At 72.7% G+C, this 18,351-nt stretch carries 16 protein-coding genes and 1 tRNA gene; 9 read left to right on the top strand and 8 right to left on the bottom strand.

Annotation, left to right across the window (positions count from 1 at the left end):
- The first annotated feature begins 405 nt into the window (after positions 1-405).
- The 4 genes from AB0M03_RS34455 (at position 406) to AB0M03_RS34440 (ending at position 4,019) form a co-directional block, all read left to right on the top strand.
- Complete coding sequence (locus AB0M03_RS34455) at positions 406-1,668, top strand: hypothetical protein (protein ID WP_363499289.1); 1,263 nt, start codon at positions 406-408, stop codon at positions 1,666-1,668.
- A gap of 133 nt (positions 1,669-1,801) precedes the next feature.
- Positions 1,802-2,425 carry an RNA polymerase sigma factor gene (locus AB0M03_RS34450; RefSeq protein ID WP_363499286.1) on the top strand — a complete coding sequence of 208 codons (624 nt, stop codon included), beginning with the start codon at positions 1,802-1,804 and terminating at the stop codon, positions 2,423-2,425.
- Positions 2,422-3,528, top strand: coding sequence for a CU044_5270 family protein (locus tag AB0M03_RS34445; RefSeq protein WP_363499283.1), 1,107 nt, complete (start codon positions 2,422-2,424; stop codon positions 3,526-3,528). Before AB0M03_RS34450 ends, AB0M03_RS34445 begins: the two co-directional genes overlap by 4 nt.
- A 65-nt stretch (positions 3,529-3,593) precedes the next feature.
- A complete protein-coding gene (locus AB0M03_RS34440) occupies positions 3,594-4,019 on the top strand; it encodes a hypothetical protein (RefSeq protein WP_363499280.1) in 426 nt (141 codons plus the stop codon).
- Positions 4,020-4,315: 296 nt separating this feature from the next.
- On the opposite strand, the gene AB0M03_RS34435 is transcribed toward AB0M03_RS34440, so the two are convergent.
- Positions 4,316-4,612 carry a DUF3303 family protein gene (locus AB0M03_RS34435; RefSeq protein WP_095874230.1) on the bottom strand — a complete coding sequence of 99 codons (297 nt, stop codon included), beginning with the start codon at positions 4,610-4,612 and terminating at the stop codon, positions 4,316-4,318.
- Between the two features lie 630 nt (positions 4,613-5,242).
- Between AB0M03_RS34435 and AB0M03_RS34430 the strand changes: the two genes are divergently transcribed.
- Together AB0M03_RS34430 and AB0M03_RS34425 are read left to right on the top strand one after the other, a co-directional pair.
- Positions 5,243-6,892 (top strand): serine/threonine-protein kinase, encoded by a 1,650-nt coding sequence (locus tag AB0M03_RS34430; RefSeq protein WP_363499277.1) that lies wholly within the window; start codon positions 5,243-5,245, stop codon positions 6,890-6,892.
- Positions 6,893-7,517: 625 nt separating this feature from the next.
- Positions 7,518-8,033 (top strand): hypothetical protein, encoded by a 516-nt coding sequence (locus tag AB0M03_RS34425; RefSeq protein WP_363499274.1) that lies wholly within the window; start codon positions 7,518-7,520, stop codon positions 8,031-8,033.
- A gap of 284 nt (positions 8,034-8,317) precedes the next feature.
- Here the strand turns inward: AB0M03_RS34425 and AB0M03_RS34420 are convergent.
- Positions 8,318-8,394 (bottom strand) — tRNA-Thr (locus AB0M03_RS34420).
- 308 nt (positions 8,395-8,702) lie between these two features.
- Between AB0M03_RS34420 and ugpC the strand changes: the two genes are divergently transcribed.
- From ugpC to AB0M03_RS34405, 3 genes are all read left to right on the top strand, one after another.
- A complete protein-coding gene (gene ugpC, locus AB0M03_RS34415; protein WP_363499271.1) occupies positions 8,703-9,794 on the top strand; it encodes a sn-glycerol-3-phosphate ABC transporter ATP-binding protein UgpC in 1,092 nt (363 codons plus the stop codon).
- A gap of 193 nt (positions 9,795-9,987) precedes the next feature.
- On the top strand, positions 9,988-10,413 hold the full coding sequence (locus tag AB0M03_RS34410) for a hypothetical protein (protein WP_363499268.1): 426 nt from the start codon (positions 9,988-9,990) through the stop codon (positions 10,411-10,413).
- 193 nt (positions 10,414-10,606) lie between these two features.
- On the top strand, positions 10,607-11,374 hold the full coding sequence (locus tag AB0M03_RS34405; protein WP_363499294.1) for a nucleotidyltransferase family protein: 768 nt from the start codon (positions 10,607-10,609) through the stop codon (positions 11,372-11,374).
- Between the two features lie 136 nt (positions 11,375-11,510).
- On the opposite strand, the gene AB0M03_RS34400 is transcribed toward AB0M03_RS34405, so the two are convergent.
- The 6 genes from AB0M03_RS34400 to AB0M03_RS34375 all read right to left on the bottom strand — a co-directional run bounded on the left by AB0M03_RS34400 (position 11,511) and on the right by AB0M03_RS34375 (position 18,142).
- Complete coding sequence (locus tag AB0M03_RS34400) at positions 11,511-13,067, bottom strand: DoxX family protein (protein WP_363499265.1); 1,557 nt, start codon at positions 13,065-13,067, stop codon at positions 11,511-11,513.
- 243 nt (positions 13,068-13,310) lie between these two features.
- Positions 13,311-14,303 (bottom strand): 23S rRNA (guanosine(2251)-2'-O)-methyltransferase RlmB, encoded by a 993-nt coding sequence (gene rlmB / locus AB0M03_RS34395; RefSeq protein ID WP_363499263.1) that lies wholly within the window; start codon positions 14,301-14,303, stop codon positions 13,311-13,313.
- A gap of 137 nt (positions 14,304-14,440) precedes the next feature.
- Positions 14,441-15,832 carry a cysteine--tRNA ligase gene (gene cysS / locus AB0M03_RS34390; protein WP_363499260.1) on the bottom strand — a complete coding sequence of 464 codons (1,392 nt, stop codon included), beginning with the start codon at positions 15,830-15,832 and terminating at the stop codon, positions 14,441-14,443.
- A gap of 218 nt (positions 15,833-16,050) precedes the next feature.
- Positions 16,051-16,560 carry a 2-C-methyl-D-erythritol 2,4-cyclodiphosphate synthase gene (ispF, locus tag AB0M03_RS34385; RefSeq protein ID WP_363499257.1) on the bottom strand — a complete coding sequence of 170 codons (510 nt, stop codon included), beginning with the start codon at positions 16,558-16,560 and terminating at the stop codon, positions 16,051-16,053.
- Positions 16,550-17,329, bottom strand: coding sequence for a 2-C-methyl-D-erythritol 4-phosphate cytidylyltransferase (gene ispD / locus AB0M03_RS34380; RefSeq protein WP_363499293.1), 780 nt, complete (start codon positions 17,327-17,329; stop codon positions 16,550-16,552). The genes ispF and ispD overlap by 11 nt, the downstream gene beginning before the upstream one ends.
- A gap of 330 nt (positions 17,330-17,659) precedes the next feature.
- Entirely contained in the window at positions 17,660-18,142 is a 483-nt protein-coding gene (locus AB0M03_RS34375; RefSeq protein WP_014136563.1) for a CarD family transcriptional regulator, read from the bottom strand.
- Positions 18,143-18,351 lie beyond the last annotated feature (209 nt).

Genomic DNA, 18,351 nt, shown 5'->3' with positions numbered 1-18,351 from the left:
TAAAACCCCGGGGCGTCTCGGCGCCCCCCGGCCCCCCCCGGGCCGCCCCCCCCCGGGGGGGCCCCCCCCGACGTGCCGGTCCACCGCACGGCCCTCCGCACCGGCAAGCCGCTGACCTGCACATGAGCCGATGCGCCGATCGGGACGGACACAGCTGCGTTGTGGCGGTGGTGGTCGGGTAGTGGGCGGAATCGGTGCGGGAACGGGTTGTCGGAGAACCTGCCGCTAGCCTGCGGCGCCATGAACTCGACACCAGGCAGACGGCTGGACGAGCCCACCAGGTCCAGCCCACCGACGAACAGGGATTCCCGGTTCACGAACCCCGAACGGAACCGTCCTCCCGGTCCGGGCTCCGGAGTCACCGGACCCCGGCGCAAGAGCCCCACGAGCCCGGACCCCGAGCGCGTGGACCCCGATCGCCTGAGCCCCGGCGCCGGCATCCTCAAGCCCAGGGACGCGACGACCGGGACCTCCGAGACCACGGGCAGCCGGGGAGCCGGACCCGACTCCGACGGTGCACCCACCGGCCCCTCCCCGAGACCCAGCGGCTACCTGTCCGCGCTGATCGCCTACGGCACGCTGAAGCTGATCGGTTTCGCGGTGCTCATGGAGCTCCTGGCCGCCTCCGGCCGGTACCGCACCAAGGACTCCCGCTTCGGCGGCGGCACCCACGTCTGGGACGTCGTCGGCTCCTGGGACGGCTGGTGGTACCAGCAGATCGCGGCCCACGGCTACCAGTTCCACCTGCTCCCACCGGCCGGCCAGTGGGACTCCGCCGCCTTCCTCCCGCTCTACCCCGGTCTGATCCGGCTGGTGTCCCTCACCGGCCCGGGCACCTACGGCGCCGGGATGCTGCTCTCCGTGGCCTTCTCGTTCGCCTCCGCCGCCGGCGTCTTCGCGGTCACCGCACGGCTGCGCGGCAACCGGGCGGGTGTGATCGCGGCCGGCCTCTGGGCGTTGTTCCCCGGCTCCGGTCTCGAGTGGGCCGTCTTCGGCGAGTCCCTGTTCGTCGCGCTGGCCGCCTGGACCTGCTACGCGCTGATGACCCGGCACTGGTTCACGGCCGGAGCACTGGCCCTCCTCGCCGGTCTCAGCCACCCCGCTGCCGCCGCGCTGATCGCGGTCGTCGGCCTGTCCGCCCTGGGTGCGCTGGTCCGCCGCCAGAAGATCGCCGGTCCGCTGGTCGCGCTCCTGATCGCGCCGCTCGGCCTGCTCGGCCACCTCCTCCGGGTCGGCGACCGCACGGGCGAGTTGTTCGGCTACGCCGAGGCGAAGCAGGACGCGTGGCTGAGCCACTTCGGCCACAACACCCGGCACGCCGTCACCGATCTACTGCTCGACCGCGGCACGTCCTCCCACCCCACAGCAGATCTGCTCGGCCTGCTGACGCTCCTCGCCGCCCCCTGCCTGCTACTGCTGCTGCTCCGGCTGCGTCCGCCGCTGGTGCTCACCCTCTACGCTGCGCTGGTCCTGATCCTGGGCCTCGGCACCGGTCGACTCTTCGAGCACGCCCCCGGCTACCTGCTGGTGGCCTTCCCCCTGGTCATTCCGATCGCCACGGCGTTGCGCCGCCTCGCACTGCCCTCGCTGACCGTCGTGCTGGCCGTCGCGGCGGCCGCCTCCGGCTGGTACGCAGGCTTCGTCCTGTTCGAGTTCGGCGCGGCGTAGCCTGCGCTGCGCACAGTTTCCGTCCGGCCAACGGGGGTTGGCCGGGCCCTTCCGCTCCCGCCGGGGCCGACTGTGATGCGCGTCACGGGAACCCGCCCGTGATGCCGGACAGCCGACAGGGGTGACCACAGACATGCGAACCCGGGTGCGGGCCGGGGATCCCGATGCCTTCGCGGAGCTCTTCGACAGCTACGCCCGCACCGTCTACAACCATGCGTTCCGCCTGACCGGGGACTGGTCCGTGGCCGAGGACGTCATGTCGGCGACCTTCCTGGAGGCGTGGCGGCTGCACGGCGCGGTGGAACCCGAAGGGGGCTCACTCCGGCCGTGGCTGCTGGGCGTTGCGACCAATCTCGCGCGCAACCACTGCCGCAGCAATCGGCGCTACCGGGCCGCGGCCGCTGCCGCCGCCGCCGCGGTACCGCTCGTACCCGACCACGCCGACGAGGTCGCCGGCCGGCTCGACGACCGGCTGCGCATCGCCGTCACGCTGAGGCAGCTGGGTGCGCTGCGGCGGCCCGAACGCGAAGTCCTCCTCCTGTGCCTGTGGGAAGGCCTGGAGTACGCCGAAGCCGCCCGTGTCCTCGGCGTCCCGCTCGGCACCGTTCGCTCCAGGCTGTCCCGGGCCCGCACGAAGCTGCGCAAGCTCGCCGACGCGGAACTGAAGAAGAACAGGTGGGAACTCGCCGGTCGCCCGCGACAGACACATGGCGACCGCGCGAACGCGGTCCGGCCCGCACAGGAAGGAATCCGATGAACGCCAACCTTTCCCAGCCCCACCCGGACGAGCGGGGGGAGATCGAGCACCTCCTGCCGTCCGCGGAGCGGGAACTGCCGGCGGGCCGCCACCAGTTCCACAAGGAGCGCCTCATGACCCGGATCCACGACGACCTCCGCTCCGCCGACGCCGCCTCCGCCCGGCCCGTCCGCACCGCGAAGCCGCGCAGCCCGTTCCTGCACCGCACGATCCTCCTGCCCGCGGCAGCCTGCGTGCTGGCCGGCACCATCGCGACCGGCGCCGTCTTCCTCGTGGACGGAGGCGCCGCCGACAACGGCTCCGGGGTCGCCTCCGGCCCGGTGCTGACCACCCGGATCGGGGCCGCCGACCCCAAGGGCGCCACGCAGCTCCTGGACCGCATCTCGCTGGCCGCCGCGACCGTCTCCGGTCCGTCGCCGGTGCGCGAGGACCAGTTCGTCTACATCGGTACCAAGTCGGCCGGCTCCCACGTACAGCGTGTGAACGGCAAGAGCAGCCTGGTCGGCGACGAGCTGCACATGCGCCAGACCTGGAACTCCCCGGACGGCACCAAGGGCTGGCTGATCGAGGCCGGCACCACCGGTCCCGGGGGCATCACCCTGGCGGGGCCCACCGAGACGGGCCGGATGCCGAAGGCGACCCTCAACGCCCCCACGTACAACTACCTCGCCGCTCTGCCCACCGACCCCGACGTGCTGCTGCGGAAGATCTACACGGAGACCCGGGGCAAGGGCCGCACCCCCGACCAGGAGGCGTTCACCACGATCGGTGACCTGCTGCGCGAGAGCTACCCGCCGGCCGCGCTCACGGTCGCGCTCTACAAGGCCGCAGCGAAGATCCCCGGCGTGGTCAAGGTGGACGACGCGGTCGACGCCGCCGGCCGGCACGGGGTCGCGGTCGCCCGCCTGGACGAGACCTCCGGCCAGCGCACCGAATGGATCTTCGACAGCACGACCCTCGCCTTCCTCGGCGAGCGCACCGTCCAGGTCGAGGGAACCTCCGGTGAGGGCCTGATCAAGCCCGGCACGGTGGTGTTCACCCATGCCGTCATGACCCGCGCGATCGTCGACCGGATCAAGCAGACCCCCGCCCAGGCCGGATGACCGGCCGGCCCGCAGAGCAGGCAGCTCCGTCCCCCCGCCACCCGCAGACCGATCCGGAGAAGACCGTGAAGATGACCCGTCCCGCCCTCCTCGCCGCGGCAGCACTGGCCGCCGCAGGGCTGGTCTCCGCGCCGGCGCCCGCCCTGGCGGCCGACCGGGCGGTCCCGGGGGTGAGCACCTGCACCGACGAATTCTTCGGGGGTACGTTCTACTGCGGCGGCGAGTACGAGAACGGCAAGGCGCTCTTCGAGTTCGGCAACGGCACCCGGGAGATCTTCGTCATCGGGACCGACCGCGCCGTCTGGACCCGTTGGACCAACCCCGGTGGCGGGCTGAGCCGTTGGACCACGCTGGACGGCTACTCGACGATCCGCCCCACGCTCGTCCGCCAGGGCCGGGACGCCTTCGGCGTCATCATCCGGGACGACGTCGGCATGCACTGGCAGCGCGACCGCAACGCCGCCGGCCGCTGGAGCGCCTGGCACCACTGACCGGCTCCCCACCGGAGCGCCGGAAGCGCAGCTCCGTCCGGCATGTGAGCGGGATGCCCTGGCCGGCCGTCCGTACCGCTCGAACAGCCAGGAAGGCCGGCTCCCGAGGATCACCCTCGTGAGCCGGCCCTTCCGGTGTTCATGGAGCTGAGCCCCTGCCGGGTTCGGATCGACGGCCCCGCTTCACAGGGATTGGCGTGGAGCACCTTGCCCGCCCTGGGGACGATGGCCGAGGCGCTGGTTGCGGCAACCGCCTCCGGACGGCAGGACGCACTCACCCTGCGTGGGTGGTGGGTTCACGCACCTCGCCGTTCCATCGCCGCAAGACCGAGCTTCATCCCCTCCTCGGCGGTGACCGCCGGATACGTATTGATCTGGAAGACGTCGCCCCAAGTCAGGCCGATGTCCATGAGCGGGGAAAAGTTCTCGGCCTCGAACACCGCCACGAGCGCGGGATTCTCGGCCGCGGTCCAGTACTCACCCAGCACCGTGAGACCGTCCGGGTACTGCCACTGGGCGCGGCGGGCCAGCGCACCGTCGCGTTGCTCCGGGGTGAGCCCGGGCTGCCAGCTGAGGGTCATGACGTAGAGCACGATGACTCCCTGGAGGATGGGGACAAACCGTTCGAAGTGGTTTCTCCCGACGCCTTCACGCTATGGGTGGGCCACTCGTGCCGCACTTCGACCGAACGCTCGGCCGAGGTCGCCCACCCGGGCGGTGGAGTCTCAACGACCAAGTCAAGCCGCCGGCATGCTTCTTGCCCTGGGGGGACTGCCGCAGGATTGCCGAACCGAGCGGCATCTCGCGCGCCGCTGCCGCCCGCACAACTGTCCGACAAGCGCGTTTCCTTGATCCCGGTCCGGAAGGAAGAGCCATGTCGAGCCGGCCCTTCCGGCGTTCTTGGCGCTGAGCCCCCTGTCGGGTTCGAACCGACCTGCAGGTCAGCGCCATGCGCCTGGATTCGCGATCCACCCCCGGATGACTCCCGCTGCGCCATCCGCTCACGCATCGCTCACGCAGCTCCACGCCTGAGGAAGCCCGAACGACCACGAACGTCGCCAGGGAGGGCGCGCGCAGCATGGACGACCCACTCGAAGGAGCCGGCATCACCGGCACCGGACGTCCGGCGGCCCGTTCTGCGGCGACCTCAGTTTCTCCTCCGAACGACCCCACAACCGCTACCTTCTGCACGGGAACAAGTTTTCGGCCGATGGAGTGAGAGCATGCAGCCGCTGGAGCCGGACGATCCGCAGGACCTGGGCGACTACCGACTGCTGGGGCGGCTCGGTGCCGGCGGCATGGGCCTGGTCTACCTGGGGCGGACTCCCGGCGGCCGCACGGTGGCAGTGAAGGCGGTCCGGCCGGACCTGGCCCGGGACGCCGAGTTCCGGGAACGGTTCCGCCGGGAGGTCGCCGCCGCCCGCCGGGTCGGCGGAGCGTGGACCGCCCCCGTTCTGGACTCCGACACCGAGGGCCCCCAGCCCTGGGTCGCCACCGGCTTCGTGGCCGGCCCCTCGCTGGCCGCCGCCGTGAACGAGCACGGCGCACTGCCCGAACCCACCACCCGGCTGCTCGGCGTCGGCCTCGCCGAGGCGCTCGCCCACGTCCACGCCCTGGGCCTGGTCCACCGCGACGTCAAACCGTCCAACGTGCTGCTCACCCTGGACGGCCCCCGGCTGATCGACTTCGGCATCGCTCGCGCCCTGGACGCCTCCACCGGCTTCACCCGAACCGGGCACGTGGTCGGCTCACCCGGCTTCATGTCCCCCGAACAGGCCCAGGGGCAACCCGCCGGACCGGCCAGCGACGTGTTCTCGCTCGGCGCGGTGCTCGCCCTCGCCGCCAGCGGCCGCCCGCCCTTCGGAGACGGCGTCAGCGGCGCCGTCCTTCTCTACCGGGTGCTGCACGAACAGCCCGACCTGTCCACGCTCGACTATCCGTTGCGCGCCGTCATCCTCGCCTGCATGGCCAAGAACCCCGAGGCCAGGCCCACCCCGCAGCAGCTGCGCGAACGCCTCGACCCCGACGGCAGCGCCGCCGGCCGACTCGGCAGCAGCAGTTGGCTGCCCGCCGACCTCGCCGCCTCCGTCGGGCGTACCGCCGTCCGCCTGCTCGACCTGGAGACCGACAGCCCGGCCCCCGCCCCGACGCGCCCCGTCCCGCTCTCCGGCCACCGGACCCACGACACCGTCACCACCCCGCCCCCGCCGCCGGGGTTCGGGCCGCCGGCCCCGGGCGCCTACGGCCCCGCCGAACCACTGCCCTACGGCCCACCGGCCTCGCCACCGGCGCCCAGGCGGCGCGGTCGGCCGATCGCGGGGATCACGGTCGGCACGCTGTTGGTGGCGGCCGCGGTCGGCTACGGCATCACCCGACTGGACCGGTCCGGCGGCACCTCGGGCGCCAAGGCCACCTCCTCGGCCGGAGCCGCCCCACCGGGCTCGGCCACTCCGGGCAGCGACAAGGCGACCGACCGCGCGTCGGACCCGCCCGCGTCGAAGTCGCCGTCCGGAGACCCGGAGGCGAACGGCGACCGGGCCGCCTTCATCGGCATCTGGGGAGCGCAGGTGGGCCGCACGGACGCGGTCACCGTGACAGTCCACAACACCCGGGTCAACGACCCGAACGCCGCCGAGGGCTATGTGATCACCGCAGGCGGCCACTGCGACGCGGCATGGACGCTGACCTCCGCGTCCAGCACCAAGCTGCGCTTCACCTCTCGGCTGATCGAGTCCAAGGGCGTGAAATGCAGCGCCGGACAGCGGGAGCTGGAGCTCCTTCCGGACGGCACCCTGCGGTACACGATGATCGACGGCGGTACCACCGTCGACTCGCTGGTACTGACGAAGGCGCCCCCTGGAATATCAGGGTGAACACCACGACAGCGTGGACGGCGTGCAGCTACAGGTGGCCGCGGCCGTCGCCGAGGCGGTGACCGGAGCGCCGAGCAGGACACCGCAACGACGAGTACTGACTGGACGAGTACTGACTGATGCTCAGGAACGCCGGGGTGGCGTGTGCTACAGATCGGAAACAGTGACCGTTCGGGCTGTGCGGGGGCACCCACGGCTGAGGCATATTCCTTCCAGGCCCACCGTTCCTCCACCACATCGCCACTCGACGTCCAGGAGTTCGCAGATGCACGAGCAGCCATCCGGGTTACCCGCACAGCCGCCGGACGGGAACGTCCCGCCACCACCCTCGTTCCCACCCGCCTACGGTCCGCCCCCGCACGCGTACGGGCCACCGCCGGTCGGGGGGAACCAGCCGGCACCGGCCCGGCCCTCCCGCACCGGGCCGTGGATCGCGCTGGGGATCGTCGGCGCGATCGTCCTGGCCGGCGCGGCGTTCGCCGTGACGAGGTCGGGGGACACCACGCAACCCGGCACGGCCCCGGCGGGTGCTGCGGCGACTCCGGCCGGAGATGCGGCCCCACCGGCGGTGGGCGACGCAGGGGCGGGTTCGGGCAAGCAGGCGCCGGGCGCGGGGAACCAGACGATGGGTCGTCTCCACCTGCCCGACACCTTCCTCGGGATGAAGCGCGACGACGATGCCCCCGGGACCGCGGCGATGCGGCAGAAGGCCGAGGCCATAGCGCAGGACGACCCGCACAAGCACGTCATCGTGACCACGTACAAGAGCGGCCAGTTCGGGGAGAACCACATGGAGGTCTTCGCGGTAGAGAACGACGTCCCGTTCTCCGAGAAGGACCGCACCGAGGCGCTGACCGACATGAACGACGGCTCGGCGGACGTGCCGGGCATGAAGGTGACCCATGGCGAGGTCAAGGACGCGGACCCGGGGCCGCTGGGCGGCGTCATGAAATGCAAGGTCACCTTCACGAAGATCGAATCGACGGACGCGTCCGGCAACCACCAGTTCAGCTCGACCATCTGTGCGTGGCTGGACGGAAACACCTACGTGACCGTCGTCGACGGCGACAGCACGACCGGGCTCGCCAAGGCCGCGGACCACGTCCGCCAGTTCCGCGCGCAAGCAGAGACCCGCCGGTAGCACGCCCGGCTCCGAGGGCAGGCGCGCCACCGGCCCACCGGCCAGTGCGGGCTGTGGCGGCCTTGACCCGCGCCACGGCGACGCCCACGAGGTGGGCACGCCTCGGCGAGCCGGACATTCAACCATCGACCCACGCCCCGGCAGCTTCAACGCAGGCAACGAAAGAGGCTGTTGACCTGCACTCCCGTGCAGGTCAACAGCCTCCAAGATCCGTGAGCACCGTTTTTCCGGGCGCTGGGTCACACCGGACCGGTGTCCGACATGCCCCGGAATTATGTCCGTTCTGGAGCCCCCTGTCGGGTTCGAACCGACGACCCCCGCTTTACAAGAGCGGTGCTCTGGCCAGCTGAGCTAAGGAGGCACGGTGACCGTCCGCGGTGGACCACGGCGGTACCACGGGAAGTGTAGCGGGCGGATGCGGGGCGGCGCCGTCTGTTTTGGCCGGTGGGACGGGGTGCCGGGCGGGCGATTTGGGTGGTGTGTCCGGCTTGTGATCCGACTGATGCCGAATTCGGCCACCGGCGGGGGCTGACAACCGGATGAACGTCCGGGTACGGTCGCGGGGAGCCCTGCCCCGTTCGACTCCTGAACGAAGCGGGCCGGGTTCCGACAATCCAACCTTTACTCGGATCGTCCGGCACGTTCCTGCCGGTGAAGGAGAGCACAGCCATGGCTTCTGTCACGTTCGACAAGGCGACCCGCCTCTACCCGGGCGGCACCAAGCCCGCCGTCGACGCCCTGGACCTGCACGTCGAGGACGGCGAGTTCCTCGTCCTGGTCGGCCCGTCCGGCTGCGGCAAGTCGACCAGCCTCCGCATGCTGGCCGGTCTGGAGGACGTGAACGGCGGCGCCATCCGCATCGGCGACCGCGACGTCACCCACCTGCCGCCGAAGGACCGGGACATCGCCATGGTGTTCCAGAACTACGCGCTCTACCCGCACATGACCGTCGCCGACAACATGGGCTTCGCGCTCAAGATCGCCGGCGTGTCGAAGGCCGAGATCCGCCAGAAGGTCGAAGAGGCCGCGAAGATCCTCGACCTCACCCAGTACCTGGACCGCAAGCCGAAGGCGCTCTCCGGCGGTCAGCGCCAGCGTGTCGCCATGGGCCGCGCGATCGTCCGCGAGCCGCAGGTCTTCCTCATGGACGAGCCGCTGTCCAACCTGGACGCCAAGCTCCGCGTCTCCACCCGTACCCAGATCGCCGGCCTGCAGCGCCGCCTGGGCATCACCACGGTCTACGTCACCCACGACCAGACCGAGGCCATGACCATGGGCGACCGCGTCGCGGTCCTCAAGGACGGTCTGCTGCAGCAGGTCGACTCCCCGCGCCACATGTACGACAAGCCCGCCAACGTCTTCGTCGCCGGCTTCATCGGCTCGCCCGCGATGAACCTGGTCGAGGTCCCGCTGGTCGACGGCGGCGTGAAGTTCGGCGGCTCGGTCATCAACATCTCCCGCGAGGACCTGGCCGGCGCCGGCACCGACAAGACCGTCACGGTCGGCATCCGCCCGGAGCACTTCGAGATCGTCTCCGGCGGCGGCATCGAGGGCGTCGCGGTCACCGTCAACGTCGTCGAGGAGCTCGGCGCCGACGGCTACGTCTACGGCACCACCAAGATCGGCGGCGACGACACCGACATCGTCGTGCGCGTCCACGGCCGCCAGGTCCCGCAGAAGGGCGAGACGATCCACGTGGTCCCGACCGGCGGCGAGACCCACGTCTTCTCCACCAGCACGGGCCTGCGCCTGAGCAAGTGACCCGATGCGCGGCCCGCGCCACGAGGCCGCACCGAGGGCCCCGGCGGACGCGTTCCGCCGGGGTCCTGCGCGTTCCCCCTCCCCGCCGCACGGCCGGCGGCGTCAACCGCATGACGGAACAAAACGGGACACCGGTCACTCATTGGTGTAACGGATAGCGCTGCTGCCGCCACCCACCGCTACGATCCTGTGCGTGAAACAGCTCGTACGCCGTATCGGCCAGACCATGGCCCTCACCCTGCCGGTGCTCCTGGTGACCACCGGCACCCTTGCCGTGACCCGGGTCCCGTGGGCGCCGCCGACCGGGCTCGACCAGCAGGTGGTCGCGGCGTCCAGCAGCGACGGCACCATCGGCCGCAGCCCCGCCACCCCGGGCACCCCGCAGGACGCGCTCCGCGCCGACCTGCTGGGCGAACTGGACGCCCACAACCCCGGCACCGCGCTGGACCTGCTGGAGCGCACCATGCGGGAGAAGCCCTCGCTCACCCCGTACTGCACCGAGCTCGCCTCGGAGCTGGGCCGCGCCGCGGTCCGCAAGTACCGGGGGGACGTGCAGCGCGCCCGTTCCTTCGCCCGCCCGGTCTGCGACGGCTCCTTCGCCGCCGGCGCCACCTCCTGACGGCCGCAGGCCGCCCGTACGGCGGCCCGATCGGCAGAACGGGCCCACCCGGCCCGCCGCGACACGCCCGGAAACCGGCGTGCGGCGGGCAGAAACCGGGCGTGCGGCGGGCCCGGTGCTGTCGAACCCATGGGGTCCGCTCCGCGCGGACCCTATTGTTCTGGCTATGACCGCTGATCAGACGCCCGCCGAGATGGCCGCGGAGCTCGCGGCCGCGCACGATCCCGTGGCCCTGGCCGCCGCTCCCGCCGTCACCCAGGCGGTGATCCTGGCCGGAGGGCAGGGCTCCCGCCTCCGCCCCTACACCGACGACCGCCCCAAGCCGCTGGTGGAGATCCCCGGCACTGGCACCCCGATCGTCGGCCACCAGTTGGCCTGGCTGGCCGCGGAAGGCGTCACCGATGTGGTGATCTCCTGCGGCCACCTCGCCGAGGTGCTGCAGAAGTGGCTGGACACGACCGAGCTGCCGCTGAGCGTCCGCACCGTCGTGGAGAGCGAGCCGCTGGGCCGGGGCGGCGGCCTCAAGTACGCCTCCGCCTCGCTCCCCCGCCCGGACGAACCCTGGTTCGCCACCAACGGCGACATCTGGACGCGCTTCAGCCTGCGCGAGATGGCCGCCTTCCACCACGAGCGGGCCGCCGTGGCCACCCTGGCCCTGGCCCGGCCGCGCATCCCGTGGGGCGCGGTGGAGACCGACCGCTTCGGCAACGTGCTGGACTTCATCGAGGCCCCGCCGTCGCCCTTCCTCATCAATGCGGGCCTGTACGTCTTCGGACCCTCGTTCCGCGCGCTGCTGCCCGACGTCGGCGACCACGAGCGCACCACCTTCCCGCAGCTGGCCCGGGCCAAGAAGCTGGCCGGCTACCAGCTGCCGCAGGGCTGCTACTGGCGGGCGATCGACACCGCGAAGGACCTCACCGAGGCCGCCAAGGAGCTTGCCGCCGGCCGGTCGTCCGACTGACCGGGCCGCCCGCCCGCACCACCGCTCGCACCACCGGCCGCTCCTGACGGAGCAACAGAAGGGGCCTCCCGCCATCGCGGTGGGAGGCCCCTTCTGCCGCCCGGAAGCCCCGCCGGGGGCACCCGGGCGACCGCCGTCAGGCCGTCGACGCCGGGCCGGTGGGGCGGTCCATCCCGAGCTCGGAGAGCCCGCCCAGCGGGCCGCTGCCGAGCACGCCGCCGATCAGGCCCGAGCCGCCCGGCCGCGGGGTCGAATCCCCGCTGCCCTGGCTGCCGCCGGTGGTGCTGCGGGTGCTGGTGGAACGGCCGCCCGGAGTGCCCGTGCCGCCCCCGGCACTGCCGGTCTTGGACGACCTCGCCTTGGAGCCCTTGCTCGACGAGGCCGACGGCGAGGCGGACGGGGAGGCGGAGCGGCTGGGCGACGGCGTGGTGCTCGGCGTCGGGGACGGCGAGGTGGTGCCGTTGCCCGGCCACATCGGCGAGCCGTAGTCGGTGGGCGGCTTGACCGGCCCGGGGCCGGTGCCCGTGCCGGTGCGGACGGCCGCGCCGAGCATCGACCCGACCAGCAGAGTCAGCCCGACGACCACCGCGGCCACCACCGAACTTCGGCGCTGCACCCGGCGGCGGACAGCCCCGGGCGCGTCGGGCCCGTACTGCCGCCAGGCGTCCAGGGCGATCCGGCCGTCCAGCGAGCCGAACGGCGCCCCGGCGATGAGCAGTGGGCTCCAGGCCGCCAGGAAGATCAGGTCGGGGGTGTCGTACACCGGCACCGACAGCCAGCTGACGGTGAACAGCAGCGCCGCGGAGAGGGTCATCGCCGCACCGGCGGCGAGCCGCTGCCAGAGGCCGAGGACGGTGAGCACGCCGACCACGATCTCGATGAACGCGACGCCCAGCCCGGCACCGACCGGGTGGTTCATCGCGAACGCGAGCAGTGGTTCGGCGGCCTTCCACGGGTGCAGCGAGGACAGCCAGCGCATCATCGAGCCGCGCTCGCCGCCGTCGAAGTAGACCGGGTCGCAGAGCTTGCTGAAGCCGGCGTAGACCGAGAGCGAGCCCAGCACCACCCGCAGCGGCAGCAGGACGAGGCCGAGGTCGACCCGGCGGCCCGGGTACCAGGCGTGCTTGGCGTCGGCGGGCCCTGCGGTGGCGGACACCTCGGGCAGTTCGCCGCTCGGCGCCCAGCCCCGGGTGACCGGCTCGTACGGCAGCGGGGGCGGTCCGGACTGCCGCGGCACGGCGTGCAGCGGCTGGGTCTCGTCGAGCACGGAGGAGCTACGGCCGCCGTGGCCGAATCCGCCGCCCAAGCCGTTGCCCGTACCGCCGCCGAGGGCTGCCGAGCCGGGGGCGCCCGCCGGGGCGGGCACGGTGGTGAGCCGGACGGTCTCCAGCAGCCGGGTGGCGGCGACGTCGCCTGGTGCCGCCTGGCCGCTCCAGGTGACGGTGGTGACCCTGCCCTTGCGCCGCGGCGCCGCCGCACCGGCCCCCGCGAGGGCGGGGATCTGCGCGCTCGGCACCACGACCTGGGGCGTGACCAGCGGACGGGCGCCGAGGCCGGACGCGCCGGCCTGGATGCCGTACGGGTCGCCGAAGGCCGCGCCGGGCGGCACGTCGATCATGGGGGCCACCGGTGCGGCGAGCCGGACGCGGAAGCTGGCCTGGGTGCTGCTGAGCTTCGCGGGATCGGACGGCACCCTGACCGTGCTGAGGCCCGGACCGGAATCTATTCCGGCCGTGCCGCCCTGTCCCGGGCGCCGAGGTGTTCTGGTGTCCACACCCCTCTAACCGGGTGACGGCCCCGGAGGACACTCTCCCGGGTGGACTCGCGGCGTGGATTTGAAGTGATCATGGGAAAACCGATCGGGCCCGGCCGGACCCGATCGGTTCCTCCCGCGAAGCTGTCCGTTCCGGACGAGCGGACCCCCTCGGGGGTCGGCTCAGCCGCGGCGGGCGCGCAGCCGCGCGGCCTCGTAGAGCACGATGCCCGCGGCGACGCCGGCGTTCAGCGACTCCGTCTCGCCGGGCATGGGGATGCGGACCCGGATGTCGCAGGTCTCGGAGACCAGTCGGGAGAGGCCCTTGCCCTCGGAGCCCGCGACGATGACCACCGGGCCGGTGAGCGCGTCGAGGTCACCGATCTCGGCCTCGCCGTCGGCGGCCAGGCCGACGACCATCAGACCGGCCTTCTGGTAGGACTCCAGGGCGCGGGTCAGGTTGGTCGCACGGGCCACGGGCAGCCGGGCGGCGGCACCGGAGGAGGTCTTCCAGGCCCCGGCGGTCATGCCGGCGGCGCGGCGCTCGGGGATGACCACGCCGTGCGCGCCGAAGGCGGCGGCGGAGCGGACCACGGCGCCGAGGTTGCGCGAGTCGGTGACCCCGTCCAGGGCCATGATCAGGGCGTCCTCGCCGGCGTCGGCGGCCTCGGCTACCAGGTCGTCCGGGTGCGCGTACTCGTACGGCGGGACCTGCAGCACCAGGCCCTGGTGGTTGAGGCCGCCGGTCATCTGGTCGAGCTGGGCGCGCGGGGCCTCCATGAGCGGGATGCCGCGCTCGTTGGCGGCCTGGAACGCGTCGCGGACCCGGTCGTCGGTGTCGATGAACTGCATCACGTACAGCGCGCTGGCCGGCACGCCGCCCTGCAGGGCCTCGACCACCGAGTTGCGGCCGACCACCAGCTCGGCGGCACCGGCGCCGCCGCGCCCGCCCCGGCCGGCACCGGCGCGGCGCATGCCGGCCCGGGACTTGGCGTCGCGCTCCCGCTTGAGCGCGGCGTTGGCGGCGCGCTGCTTGGGGTGCCCCTTGCGCGCCTCGCCGGGCGGGGTCGGGCCCTTGCCCTGCAGTGCCTTCCGGCTGTGGCCGCCGGTACCGACACTCGCGCCCTTCTTCGACCCGGGGTTGCGGCGGTTCCTGCGCTGGCTGTTGCCGGCCATGGCTGTACTTCCTGTCTCTTCTACGTCTTGAGGTTCGTCATGAGGATGGGCCGTAGCCGGTCGGGTTCCGGCTGCGGCCCACGCTCACCCCGGCGGTCGGGGCTACTGGTCGGTCGGTCCCGCCCGTGGGGCGGGGCCTACTGGTTGATCGTCCAGCGGGGGCCGGACGGGGTGTCCTCGATGGCCAGCCCGGCGAGGCCGAGCTGGTCGCGGATGGCGTCCGCGGTCGCGTAGTCCTTGCGCTCCCGGGCCGCCTGGCGCTGCTCCAGGACGAGGCGGACGAGCGAGTCGACCACGCCGTGCAGGTCGTCGCCGCGGCCGGTGCCGGCCCAGAACTCGTCGAGCGGGTCGAGGCCCAGCACTCCGAGCATCGCACGGACCTCGGCGAGACGCGCCACCGCGCTGTCCTTGTCGTCCGCGGTCAGCGCGCTGTTGCCCTGGCGGACGGCGGTGTGCACGATGGCCAGCGCCTGCGGGACGCCGAGGTCGTCGTCCATCGCCTCGGCGAAGGCGAGCGGCACCTCGGGCGCCGCGTCCACCGGGCCGCAGCGCTCGACGGCGCGCTCGATGAAGCCCTCGATGCGGGCGAAGCCGGTCTCGGCCTCGCGCAGCGACTCCTCGCTGTACTCGATCATCGAGCGGTAGTGCGGGGAGGCCAGGTAGTAGCGGAGCACGATCGGGCGCCAGCGCTGCACCATGTCGGAGACCAGCACCGAGTTGCCGAGCGACTTGCTCATCTTCTCGCCGCTCATGGTGACCCAGGCGTTGTGCACCCAGAACGCCGCGAAGTCGTCGCCGTAGGCCTTGGACTGCGCGATCTCGTTCTCGTGGTGCGGGAAGATCAGGTCGATCCCGCCGCCGTGGACGTCGAAGGCGCGGCCGAGGTACTTGTGCGCCATGGCCGAGCACTCCAGGTGCCAGCCGGGGCGGCCGCGGCCCCAGGGGGTCTCCCAACTGGGCTCGCCCTCCTTGGACCGCTTCCACATGGCGAAGTCGCGTGCGTCCCGCTTGCCGGTCTCGCCCTCGCTCTCCGGCTGCAGGAGGTTGTCCAGCTGCTGGTTGGAGAGCTCCAGGTAGTCCGGGTAGGACTTCACGTCGAAGTAGACGTTGCCCTCGGAGGCGTAGGCGTGGCCGCGCTCGATGAGGCCGCGCATCATCTCGATCATCTCGGGCACGTGGCCGGTGGCGCGCGGCTCGATGGTGGGCGGCAGGCAGCCGAGCGCCGTGTAGCCGTCGTTGAAGGCGCGCTCGTTGGCGTAGGCGATCTGCCACCACGGGATGCCGAACTCGCGGCCCTTGGCGATCACCTTGTCGTCGATGTCGGTGACGTTGCGCACGAAGGTGACGTCGTAGCCGCGGTAGGCGAACCACCGGCGCATCACGTCGAAGTTGAGGCCGGACCGGATGTGCCCGATGTGCGGCGGGGCCTGGACGGTAGCGCCGCACAGGTAGATCGAGACACAGCCCGGTACAAGCGGGACGAAGTCGCGTACCTGGCGGGTGCTGGTGTCGTACAGGCGAAGGCTCACAGCGTCAAGCGTAGTGGGCGCGAGGGGGTGCCCCGCCACCTTTGGCGCCCGCGACGTCCGCCACTGCCCGGCCTCCGGGGCCCGGTGTCGGCCCGTCGGGGGCCGACGATCTTGCGGTGGGCGGGGGGCGGGTGCCGGGCCGACCGGTTGACGGCCGGTCAGAACCCCCTGCCCGCCCGCCGGCCGGCTCCCGCCGCGCGGGGCCGGCCGGTGCGGCGTCAGCCGACCCGGTAGACCAGCGCGGTGGCGATGGCCGCCAGGCCCTCGCCGCGGCCGGTCAGGCCGAGCCCGTCGGTGGTGGTGCCGGAGACCGAGACCGGTGCGCCCACCGCGGCCGAGAGCGCGGCCTGCGCCTCGGCCCGGCGCTTGCCGATCTTCGGGCGGACGCCGACGACCTGGATCGCCACGTTGCCGATCTCGAACCCGGCGGCGCGGACGATGCGGGCGGCCTCGGCCAGCAGGACGGTGCCGGCGGCGCCGGACCACTCCGGGCGGTCGGTGCCGAAGTGCGCGCCGAGGTCGCCGACGCCGGCCGCGGAGAACAGCGCGTCGCAGGCGGCGTGCGCGGCGACGTCGGCGTCCGAGTGGCCGGCCAGGCCGTCGCCGGCGTCCGGCCAGTCGAGTCCGGCGACCCTCAGCGGGCGGCCGGCCTCGAAGGCGTGCACGTCGGTGCCGATGCCGACCAGCGGAACGACGGGGGCGGCGGGTGCGGTCTGCTCAGAAGCCATCGGAGGCCCTCCTGCGGGCGAGCACGGCCTCGGCGAGCACGAGGTCGAGCGGACGGGTGACCTTGAACGCCTCCTCGTGGCCGGGCACCACGACCACCCGGCCGCCGAAGCGCTCGACCAGCCCGGCGTCGTCGGTGACCGGCGGCAAGCCGCCCGCCGATTCCTCGGCGACCGCCTTCTCGTGCACCTCGTGCAGCACCGCGCGGCGGAACCCCTGCGGGGTCTGCACCGCGCGCAGCGCGGCCCGGTCCGGGGTCTCCAGGACGGGCTCGGGCACACCGGCGGCCTGCGGCTCGACCCGCTTCACGGTGTCCGCGAGCGGGACGGCGGGCACCACGGCGTCGGCGCCGGCCCGGACGGCGGCGACCACCGCGTCCACCACCTCGACCGGGACGAGGGGGCGGGCCGCGTCGTGCACCAGCACCGTCCCGACCTCGGCCGGGACGGCGGCCAGCCCGAGACGGACGGACTCCTGGCGGGTGGCACCGCCGGCGACCACCCGGACGTCCTTGCCGTCCAGCCCGTGGCTGTCCAGCAGGGCGACCACCTCGGCGACACCGTCCGGCGGCGCGGCGACCACCACCAGGCCGACCGCCCGGCTGCGGGCGAGGGCCCGGACGGCGTGGACGAGCAGGGGCACCCCGCCGAGTTCGCGCAGGGCCTTGGGGGCGCCGGGCCCCAACCGCTCCCCGCGCCCGGCGGCGGGCACCACCGCCGCTGCAACTGCTGCTGACCCGTTCAGGTTTCGCTCCTTCGGCGAAGTGGGTATGGCCTTGTCGTGCGCCGTGCGGCGTACGCCAAGAACCCCTTCCGACTGCACGTTAGTCAAACCGCTCCGACGAGTCCGCGACCCCCGCGCGTGCCAGACCGACGCGCGGCCAGGGGCGCGGCCACCCGCGCGGGGCGGTCGTACGAGCGCGTGCGCCTGCACGGCCCGGGCCGACCCCGCCGGGGCGTGACGCGGCACACCGCTCGCCCCGGGTGGGCGCCCGGGCGGTGTGCGGGCACGCCGAAGCGCCCGAGGTGTCGGAGAGCGACCCGGACAGCCGTGTGACCGGGATCGCGCACCGACATCGGGCGCCGAGCGTTGCGAAGCCGCCTAGGAGGCGAGGACCTCGTCGAGCAGCGTCTCCGCCTTGTCCTCGTTGGTGTTCTCGGCCAGCGCGAGCTCGCTGACCAGGATCTGACGGGCCTTGGCGAGCATCCGCTTCTCACCGGCCGACAGCCCGCGCTCGCGCTCGCGACGCCAGAGGTCGCGAACCACCTCGGCGACCTTGATGACATCGCCCGAGGCGAGCTTCTCGAGATTCGCCTTGTAGCGACGGGACCAGTTGGTGGGCTCCTCGGTGTACGGCGCGCGCAGCACCTCGAAGACCCGGTCGAGACCTTCCTGACCGACCACGTCGCGCACGCCGACGAACTCCGCGTTCTCGGCGGGCACACGCAGTGTCAGGTCTCCCTGCTGCACCTTGAGCACCAGGTAGGTCTTGTCCACACCTTTGATCTGGCGAGTTTCGATGGCCTCGATCAGCGCGGCCCCGTGATGGGGGTAGACCACCGTGTCGCCAACCTTGAACGTCATGTGACAGGACCCCTTCCGTGGCTTTCCAGAATAACACGCTTCTCGGCGCACCCGAAGGGCGTTTTCGCAGGTCAGGGCGGGTCTCAGGGCTTGACAACCACCCCCATGACGTGCTGCGACCGGTGTTCGAGGGGGGCTTCCCGCAGGTCGGAGGCGGTACGACAGCTCCGCGAAACCTCTGGCAACACCGCCGAAACCATGATTGGATC

Source organism: Kitasatospora sp. NPDC051914 (genome assembly GCF_040680995.1).
In the GTDB taxonomy this organism is placed as follows: Bacteria; Actinomycetota; Actinomycetes; order Streptomycetales; family Streptomycetaceae; genus Kitasatospora.
The sequence above is the reverse complement of the archived record's forward strand: the minus strand, read 5'-3'. Positions and strand labels throughout refer to the sequence as shown.

Bases quoted from the DNA above. Each gene is read 5' to 3' on its own strand.
- AB0M03_RS34450 (WP_363499286.1), top strand. From the start codon at position 1,802: ATGCGAACCCGGGTGCGGGCCGGGGATCCCGATGCCTTCGCGGAGCTC.
- AB0M03_RS34445 (WP_363499283.1), top strand. From the start codon at position 2,422: ATGAACGCCAACCTTTCCCAGCCCCACCCGGACGAGCGGGGGGAGATC.
- AB0M03_RS34430 (WP_363499277.1), top strand. From the start codon at position 5,243: ATGCAGCCGCTGGAGCCGGACGATCCGCAGGACCTGGGCGACTACCGA.
- AB0M03_RS34425 (WP_363499274.1), top strand. From the start codon at position 7,518: ATGGGTCGTCTCCACCTGCCCGACACCTTCCTCGGGATGAAGCGCGAC.
- ugpC (WP_363499271.1), top strand. From the start codon at position 8,703: ATGGCTTCTGTCACGTTCGACAAGGCGACCCGCCTCTACCCGGGCGGC.
- AB0M03_RS34405 (WP_363499294.1), top strand. From the start codon at position 10,607: ATGGCCGCGGAGCTCGCGGCCGCGCACGATCCCGTGGCCCTGGCCGCC.
- rlmB (WP_363499263.1), bottom strand. From the start codon at position 14,303: ATGGCCGGCAACAGCCAGCGCAGGAACCGCCGCAACCCCGGGTCGAAG.
- ispF (WP_363499257.1), bottom strand. From the start codon at position 16,560: ATGGCTTCTGAGCAGACCGCACCCGCCGCCCCCGTCGTTCCGCTGGTC.
- AB0M03_RS34375 (WP_014136563.1), bottom strand. From the start codon at position 18,142: ATGACGTTCAAGGTTGGCGACACGGTGGTCTACCCCCATCACGGGGCC.